The 8671-nt window shown below is 61.1% G+C and carries 8 protein-coding genes; 3 read left to right on the top strand and 5 right to left on the bottom strand.

Annotation, left to right across the window (positions count from 1 at the left end; all coding sequences use genetic code 11):
* Window positions 1-24 precede the first annotated feature (24 nt).
* From rsxG to rsxA, 5 genes are read right to left on the bottom strand one after another with little or no spacing between them, the layout of a single operon-like run.
* Entirely contained in the window at window positions 25-672 is a 648-nt protein-coding gene (gene rsxG / locus T9A_RS15855) for an electron transport complex subunit RsxG (protein ID WP_035250369.1), read from the bottom strand.
* Window positions 669-1709 carry an electron transport complex subunit RsxD gene (rsxD, locus tag T9A_RS15860; RefSeq protein ID WP_035250370.1) on the bottom strand — a complete coding sequence of 347 codons (1041 nt, stop codon included), beginning with the start codon at window positions 1707-1709 and terminating at the stop codon, window positions 669-671. The genes rsxG and rsxD overlap by 4 nt, the downstream gene beginning before the upstream one ends.
* Entirely contained in the window at window positions 1709-4594 is a 2886-nt protein-coding gene (gene rsxC / locus T9A_RS15865; protein ID WP_035250373.1) for an electron transport complex subunit RsxC, read from the bottom strand. The genes rsxD and rsxC overlap by 1 nt, the downstream gene beginning before the upstream one ends.
* The gene (gene rsxB / locus T9A_RS15870; protein ID WP_035250376.1) at window positions 4591-5175 is read right to left on the bottom strand and encodes an electron transport complex subunit RsxB; all 585 of its coding nucleotides are present in this window, start codon (window positions 5173-5175) and stop codon (window positions 4591-4593) included. Before rsxB ends, rsxC begins: the two co-directional genes overlap by 4 nt.
* Entirely contained in the window at window positions 5172-5756 is a 585-nt protein-coding gene (rsxA, locus tag T9A_RS15875) for an electron transport complex subunit RsxA (protein WP_035250378.1), read from the bottom strand. The genes rsxB and rsxA overlap by 4 nt, the downstream gene beginning before the upstream one ends.
* A 283-nt stretch (window positions 5757-6039) precedes the next feature.
* Here rsxA and T9A_RS15880 point away from each other — a divergent pair, with 283 nt between their 5' ends.
* The 3 genes from T9A_RS15880 to T9A_RS15890 all read left to right on the top strand — a co-directional run bounded on the left by T9A_RS15880 (window position 6040) and on the right by T9A_RS15890 (window position 8608).
* A complete protein-coding gene (locus T9A_RS15880) occupies window positions 6040-7167 on the top strand; it encodes an aminotransferase class V-fold PLP-dependent enzyme (protein WP_035250381.1) in 1128 nt (375 codons plus the stop codon).
* 202 nt (window positions 7168-7369) lie between these two features.
* Window positions 7370-8020, top strand: a complete 651-nt coding sequence (locus T9A_RS15885) for a lipase family protein (protein WP_035250384.1) — start codon at window positions 7370-7372, stop codon at window positions 8018-8020.
* Between the two features lie 306 nt (window positions 8021-8326).
* Window positions 8327-8608 carry a hypothetical protein gene (locus T9A_RS15890; RefSeq protein WP_035250387.1) on the top strand — a complete coding sequence of 94 codons (282 nt, stop codon included), beginning with the start codon at window positions 8327-8329 and terminating at the stop codon, window positions 8606-8608.
* The last annotated feature ends 63 nt before the right edge of the window (window positions 8609-8671 follow it).

Below are 8671 nucleotides of genomic sequence, written 5' to 3' on the forward strand. Positions count from 1 at the left end.
CCCATGATCTTTTTGTAGTTCGCATCACTCATCACAACTCTCCACCGATACCGCTTCCGCCGGGGTGCTGAACACAGCGTCGCGGTTGGCGTCGAAATATTGCAGGGCACGGTGCACGGCCCCCACCACAGCACGGGGGGTAATGGTGGCGCCAGTAAAGCTGTCGAACTGGCCGCCATCCTTTTTCACCGCCCAGCCGTCACTGGCAGGGTTGCCCAGAGACAGGCCATTGAAACCATCAATCCAGTCGGATTTTTTGGTTTCGATTTTATCGCCGAGCCCCGGGGTCTCATTGTGCGGTGGCACGACGCGCACTCCCTGAACCTTGCCTTGTGTATCCACGCCGACGATCAGGGCAATATTGCCACCGTAACCGTCCGGGGCGGTGGCTTCCAGTACGGCCCCATTGGGCTCGCCATCAAGACGCGCCCGGTAGACATGGTGGCCGTTGCGACCCAGCAGCGGGTCGCTGACGGTAAGACGGTCGGCGAGCAGATCATTATCGTGCTGCTCGTGGGGCATCACTTCGTTGAGCGATGCCATCAATGCGGCCTGCTTGTTGCACTCTACCTTGCCGATGGTCAGCTCGTTGGTGATCGCCAGGGTAGCGGCGGTACCGATGGCGAACACGCTGAGGATCACCATATTCCGGGAGATGGCCTGGCGCATCATGAGCCACCCCCTTGTTTGGCGCTGTTAGTGCCCCGGTTCGCCTTGTTGTGCCCGTAGGTGCGTGGCTGGGTGTAGTAATCGATAAAGGGCGCGCACAGATTCAGTAGCAGCACCGAGAACGCCACGGCATCCGGGTAGCCGCCGAAGCTGCGGATCACCCAGATCAGCACGCCGATCAGTGCCGCATAGATCAGCCGGCCACTGCGGCTGGTGGCGGCGCTCACCGGGTCGGTGGCGATAAAGAAAGCGCCGAGCATGGCCCCGCCGGAGAAAATCTGGAACACCGGGTCGGAAAACCGCACCGGGTTGATCAGCCAGGCAATCAGGGCGGGCAGGGCCAGGCCGCCCAGAAAACCCGCCGGGATATGCCAGGTAATGATCTTGCGGCTGATCAGATAAAGGCCACCCAGCAAAAAGGCCAGATTGACCCATTCCCAGCCGAGCCCGGCAAACTGACCATCCAGGATGCCGTGGCTGGCCAGCTCGCTGTCGTTGCCGGCCCAGGTACGGAAGGTATCCAGGGGCGTGGCGCCGCTCAGGCCATCCACCGGCAACTGGCCGGTAAACAGCTGCCAGCTTTGCGCCAGGCTGGGCGCTTCGCCCGGGGCAATCCACTGGGTCATGGCCACCGGGAAAGAAATCAGCAGCAGCACATAGCCGACCATGGCCGGGTTGAACGGGTTCATGCCCAGGCCACCGTAGAGCTGCTTGGCCACAATAATGGCAAAGCCCACCCCGATCAGGGTCAGCCACCAGGGGGAGGTGGGCGGCAGCGCCAGGGCCAGTAGCACGGCGGTGAGCACCGCACTGTAGTCCTTCAGGTAGAAGGCCACCGGGCGACCGCGGGCTTTCAGGATCAGCGCCTCACTGACCAGCGCCACCACCACGGCCCACAGCACATTGATGACTGTGCCCCAGCCGAACTGCCAGGTCAGCACCGCCAGACCGGGCAGGGTGGCGTAAATCACCTGGCGCATGAAAGCGCCGGTGTTGTTGCTCACCGTGGTGTGGGGCGAGGTTGAAGAGATCAGTGCCATCAGTCTTGCAGTCCTTGTTCTTCTACCGCCTGCTTGAGCGCCATGCGGGCGATCTGGGCTTCCGCCTCCAGGGCCTGTAATTCGGAACTGAGGGCTTCCAGATTGACTTCCGAGGCGTTGTCCCGCTGTTGCTCAAGCTCGCGCTGTTTGTCGGCCAGGGCACTTTCTGCCCGGGCGGCTTCCAGCTTGAGGGTTTTCAGATCCTTGCCGGTGTGGGCGCGGATGTCTGCCTTGGCTTCTTCCACCAGCGCGTCCAGGGCATCGCGGGCCACGTCGGCCTTGCCTTTCAGCTTGTCCACTTTCCGTTCCATGGCATTGAGCTCTTCGGCGGGAATATCGCCGTTACGCTCGCCGCGCTCCAGGGCTGCGTGGGCTTCCTTGTACTGCTTGTGGGCCATGTTGTAGGCGGTCTTCAGGGCCTTGAGGCGCTTCTGGCGCTTGGCGGCCACCTCTGGGTCCACAGCCTTCAAAGCCTGCGGGGCTTCGGTTTCCGGGGCCTTGGGGGTATCCGTGGGGGCCGGCGGTGTTTTGGGGGTCGCCGGAGCCGGAGCAGAGGCTTTGGCCTCGCGCAGTTCGGCTTTCCAGTGGTCGGCCTCGGCTTTCAGGCGATCCGCTTCGGCGCGCAACTCGGCAGCATTGTCCGCCCCGTTCTCGTCGGCTTCTTTGGCGGCTTTGACTGCGGCCTTGTAGGCGGAGGAGACCTCGCCCACCTTCTTCTTCAGTTCTGCCAGCGGGTCTGCGGGTGCAGCGGCAGGTGCCGGGGTAGGCGTGGCCGGCGCATTGGCCTTGGCGTCGCGCAGGTCGGCCTTGAGTTGGTCTGCCTTCGCTTTCAGTTCGTCCGCCTGGCTGCGCAGCTCGGCGGCATTGTCGGCGCCGTTTTCTTCCGCTTCCTTGGCCGCTTTCACCGCTGCCTTGTAGGCGGAAGAGGCGTCACCCACCTGTTTCTTCAGGTCCGCCATCGGGTCGGCTTGAGGGGCTGCGGCGGTTGTGGCCGGGGCACTGGCCTTGGCATCGCGCAATTCTGCTTTCAGCTTGTCGGCACTGGCCTTCAGTTCATCGGCTTTGGCGCGCAGGTCGGCGGCATTGTCGTCGCCATTTTCCTCCGCTGCCTTGGCGGCTTTCACGGCAGCTTTGTAGGCCGTGGATGCCTCGCCAACCTGCTTCTTCAAGTTGCCGACCCGGTCTTCTGTGGGGGCGGCAGCAGGGCCAGCGTCCTTGGCGTCACGCACGGCGGCCTTGGCCTTGTCGGCCTCGGCTTTCAGGCGGTCCACTTCGGCTTTCAGTTCGTTGATGTTGGCGGCGCCTTCCGCCTCGGCAGCCTTGGCCGCTTTCACGGCGGCCTTGTAGGCCTTGGACGCTTCCAGGGATGCTTGCTTGAGGGCGACTGTGTCCACGGACGGTGCGCTGGTCTCGACTTTCTTCTTGCGGTTGGCTTCCAGCCGCGCCTGACGACGGGCTTCTTTCTCGGCCTTTTCCGCTTCGATGCGAGCCTGGCGCGCTTCAAATCGCTGGCGGGCCTTGTCGGCTTTTACCTGTTCGGCGGCCTGTTGGCGCACTTCTGCCTTGGCATAACGGTAGTACTGCACCAGCGGGATATGGCTGGGACACACATAAGCGCAGGCGCCGCACTCGATGCAGTCCATCAGGTTGTGGTGCTGGGCCTTTTCCAGATCGTCATTCTTGGCGTGCCAGTAGAGCTGCTGGGGCAGCAGGTTGGCCGGGCACACGTCGGCGCAGGAGCCACAGCGGATGCAGGGTTGCTCCGGGGGCGGCTCGGGCAGTTCTTCCAGGGTGGCGGCGATGATGCAGTTGGTGGTTTTCACCACCGGCACTGCCGGGTTGTGCAGGGTGAAGCCCATCATCGGGCCGCCCATGACCAGACGGCCGATGTTGTCCGGATCCACACCGCCGTGCAGCAGCAGATCGCGTACCGGGGTGCCCAACAGCACCTCCATATTACCCGGCTGGCTCACGCCTTCGCCGGTGAGCGTGGTCACCCGCGACAGCAGTGGCTCGCCGTCGATCACCGCTCGTTTGATGGCATAGGCGGTGCCCACGTTCTGGCACACCACGCCCACCTGGGCCGGTAACTGGCCGCTTTTCACTTCCTTGCCGGTGAGCAGCTGGATCAATTGCTTTTCGCCGCCGGAGGGGTACTTGGTGGGTACCACCCGCACGTCGATGTCGCAGCCTTTGCAGGCTCGCTTGATGATGGAGATCGCTTCCGGCTTGTTGTCCTCGATGCCGATCAGGGTGCGGCGCGGGTTGAGCAGGTATTGCAGGATGTTGATGCCGGCAATGATCTCGTCGGCGCGCTCGCGCATCAGGCGGTCGTCGGCAGTGATATAGGGCTCGCATTCCACCGCATTGATTACCAGTTCTTCCACCCGTTGGTGGTCGCCCAGGTTCACCTTGATGCTGGTGGGGAAGCCGGCGCCGCCCATGCCGGCGATGCCCGAATGACGGATGGTGTCCACCAGTTCACCGGGGCTGCGCTCGGTGTAGTCGGCCACACCGGCGTGTTCGATCCATTCATCCTTGCCGTCGGTGTCGATGACGATACAGATGGCATCCATCCCGGACGGGTGCTGAATGGCGCGCGGGCCGATGGCGCTGACGGTGCCGGAGGTGGGGGCATGAATGGCCGCGCTTACCGCGCCGCTGGGCTCAGCAATCATCTGGCCTTTCAGTACCCGCTCACCGGGTTCCACCAGCGGTTTGGCCGGGGCGCCGATGTGCATGTTCAGCGGCAGTATCAGCTGCGCCGGCATCGGGCCGGGGACAATGGCGGTGCCGTTGGAAAGCGCTTTCCTTTCCGGTGGGTGAATACCACCGTGGAAGTCGTAGACCTTGCGGCTGCGCGAACTGAACAGGGTACGAATCACAGGTTCACCACTTCAATACGGCTGTCCGGGCGCTCGCCGATACCGGCCGGGCGGTTCCAGCCCCAGGTCTGCAGGGTGGGTTGCACTTCCACCATGTCGATGCAGTCCACCGGGCAGGGCTCCACGCACAGGTCGCAGCCGGTGCATTCGTCCACGATTACCGTGTGCATCAGCTTGGCGGCGCCGACGATGGCATCTACCGGGCAGGCCTGGATGCACTTGGTGCAGCCGATGCACTCGTCCTCGCGGATATACGCCACCTTGGGGATGTCCGCATCCTCGGCGCCTTCGTCATCCAGGGTCAGCTCGTCGCGGCCGAGCAGGTCGGTGAGCGAATCCACGGTGTCCTGCCCGCCGGGCGGGCAGCGGTTGTGGTCTTCGCCCTCGGCAATGGCCTCGGCGTAGGGGCGACAGCCCGGGTGCCCGCACTGGCCACACTGGGTCTGCGGCAACAGGGAATCGATCTGGTCGACAATGGGGTCACCCTCGACCTTGAATTTCTCCGAGGCAAAGCCCAGCACCGCACCGAACACGGCGGCCAGGGCAAGCAGGGCGGCCACGGCAATCAGTACAGCGGTCATAACTTGATGAGCCCGGAAAAGCCCATGAAGGCCAGCGACATCAGGCCGGCGGTGATCAGGCCGATGCTGGGACCACGGAACGCTTCCGGCACATCGGCCACGGCAATACGCTCACGCATGGCGGCAAACAGCACCAGCACCAGGGAAAAGCCCAGCGCTGCGCCCAGCCCGTAGGTGAGCGATGACATAAAGGTGGCATCTTCCTGGCGTACATTCAGCAGCGCTACGCCCAGCACCGCGCAGTTGGAGGTAATCAGCGGCAGGAACACCCCCAGTACCCGGTAGAGCAGGGGGCTGGCCTTTTTCACGAACATCTCGGTGAACTGTACCGCCACGGCGATCACCAGAATGAAGCTGATGGTGCGCAGGTATTCCAGCTCGAAGGGCACCAGAATATAGGCCCAGGTCAGGTAGGCGAGCACGGACGATAGCGTCAGCACAAAGGTGGTGGCCAGGGACATGCCCATGGCGGTCTCGATCTTGTTGGAGACCCCCATAAAGGGACACAGCCCCAGGAACTGCACCAGGACAAAATTGTTTACCAGCACAGCGCTGATCAGAATCAGGACGTACTCTGTCATGAGATCGTGGCTCGCTTGCCGAGAAAGAAAGACGTTAAACGCGGTGTTTACAGGGCGCCAAGGCCGCATAGTATGAGGCAGCGCCCCGGTTGGCTCAAGAATGATAATGCATAAGCTTACTTGACTGCAGACGACAGTCATTGACTGCGATTTGAGCAGTTGATGCCCCTTTTGCCATGCTTTTTGCCCCGGACGGTTGCGGCGCTGCCAGCAATCCAGTATCCAAGACAGACAATAACGCGACGAGACCGGCCCGTGCCGGTTGCTGCAGAGGTGACCCCCAGTGACAGATTTGCCCCGTGACTTTGATCGAGACGGCCTGCTTGAGTATTCCGTGGTGTTTACTGACCGTTCCCTGAACCACATGTCCCAGCGTTTCCAGCAGGTCATGCGGGATATTTCCAGTAACCTGAAGCAGGTCTACAACGGCCACTCGGTCACCGTGGTGCCCGGCGGCGGCAGCTTCGGCATGGAAGCGGTGGCCCGGCAGTTTGCTACCGATCAGTCCTGCCTGGTGATCCGCAATGGCTTTTTCAGCTATCGCTGGAGCCAGATCTTTCAGATGGGCAGCATCCCGTCCAAAGAGACCGTACTGAAAGCCGCGCCCATCAGTGACCAGCCCCAAGCGCCGTTCGCCCCGGCCCCCATCGAGCAGGTGGTCGAAACCATCAAGGCCGAGAAGCCGGCCGTGGTGTTCGCCCCCCACGTGGAAACCGCCTCCGGCATCATCCTGCCGGACGACTACCTGAAACAGGTGGCCGATGCCGTGCACAGCGTGGGCGGCCTGTTCGTGCTGGACTGCATTGCCTCCGGCACTATCTGGGTGGACATGAAAGCCATCGGCGTGGACGTGCTGATCAGCGCCCCGCAGAAAGGCTGGAGTTCTTCCCCCTGTAGCGCTCTGGTGATGCTCAGTGAAGCCGCCGACCAGCGCCTGCACGAAACCACCAGCACCAGCTTCGCCTGCGATCTGCGCAAATGGCGCGACATCATGATCGCCTACGAAAACGGCGGCCACGCCTACCACGCCACCATGCCCACCGATGCCCTGCGCGGCTTCCGTGACACCATGCTGGAAACCATGAAGGAAGGGCTCACCGCCGTGAAAGAGCGCCAGTGGAAGCTGGGCTCCGGCGTGCGCGAGCTGATGGCCAAACACGGCTTCGCCAGCGTTGCCGCCCCCGGCTTTGAAGCCCCCGGCGTGGTGGTGTGCTACACCGACAACGACACTATCAAGAGTGGCGCCGCCTTCGTTCAGCTCGGCCTGCAGACCGCCGGCGGTGTACCGCTAATGTGTGACGAACCAGCGGACTTCAAGACCTTTCGCGTGGGCCTGTTCGGCCTGGACAAGTTGGGGGATGTGGATGCGGCAGTGGCGCGGCTGTCGTCCGCCCTGGATCAACTTGGCTAGCCCTGAATGGCAACTGGTACACTTTATGAGGTTGTTAGCAGGCTTGCTGTTGTGGGCCTGTTTTAGCCCTAGTCTTCTTGCCGATGCCATTCACTCAAGAGATGAGGGCTGCAGCCAAACCTTTCTGGAGAGTCCCCTCTCCCCTTGTGGGAGAGGGACAGGGAGAGGGGGAACGGCCTTGCTGGATACCGAGAGCACAACAATGAAAACCCAGGACCCTCAATGCGTCATCCTGCTCCATGGCCTGGCCAGAACCGCCCATGCCATGAAGAAAATGGCAAACGCCCTGGAGAACACCGGCTACACGGTAGTGAATCAGGGCTACCCCTCCACCAAGAAAGACATTCAAACCCTCGCCACGGAAACCCTGCCCAAAGCCCTGGCAAAATGCCCGGCCACCGGCACCATCCATTTCGTTACCCATTCCATGGGCGGCATCCTGTTGCGCCAGTACCTGAGCCAGCATCGCATCGAACGATTGTGCCGCACCGTCATGCTCGGCCCGCCCAACCAGGGCAGCGAAGTGGTGGACCGCCTGGGTGACTGGGCCCCATTCCAGTGGTTCAACGGCCCCGCCGGTAGCCAGATGGGCACCGGCCCCGACAGCGTCCCCAACCAGCTCGGCCCGGTGGACTTCCCCCTGGGCATCATCGCCGGCAGCGACACCATCAACTTTCTGCTCTCCACCCAATTACCCGGCCCCAATGACGGCAAGGTCACCGTGGAAAGAACCAAAGTCGAAGGCATGCAGGATCATCTGGTGTTGCCGGTGACGCATCCGTTCATGATGCGCAATGGGGAGGTAATTGAGCAGGTGAAGGCATTCCTGGCAAGGGGGGTGTTCAGCAAATAGGGATTGCGATTCCCCTTTTCAACGGAAGCTTCCGTTGAACCCGGAAAGGGAAATGCCAACATGTTGATTTAGTGGGGCTTTGGTTTTTCTGTCTCCGAGTTCAAAGGAAAGGAGTTATAAGGAAGGTTCCGCATAACTCCGTGTAGGAAATTGGCTATAGCCTGCCAAGCGATTGTTATGGCAGGATTTTCTTTCGGGGCCGGGATTAGGGTTCCAGAGTTATACGGAACCGGGTTATGCGGAACGTTCTAATTAATACGCTGTTAGGGTGGGCGAAAATGTGTATCAAGGATTGCTCGAGAAGTTATGGGCGTTGAATTAACCATATATGTTGGCTTGCACTTTCTGGCGGGGTCAGTTCTAGGGTTCATGTACTTGGCGAGATATGGTTGCTATATGAAGATTGCATGGGCTGGTTTTATTGTTGGGATGCTAAGTATCTTTTTAATCATTGTTTCTGTGAGCAAATTATCGGAAAAATGGATGATCGAAAGCTCTTGGGAAATGATTAGCCTGGGCGTTTTGTCTTTATCTTCTATTGTGTCAATCAGCATGGCCAAAATTTATGTGGATACTAAAAAAAGCTAGGGGTGGAAAAGCCCCTAACAAGGCGCTGCTGCCGACAATGATCCTCACCCGCTTTAACGGACA

This window comes from Alcanivorax jadensis T9, from assembly GCF_000756655.1.
GTDB classification, from domain to species: Bacteria; Pseudomonadota; Gammaproteobacteria; order Pseudomonadales; family Alcanivoracaceae; genus Alcanivorax; species Alcanivorax jadensis.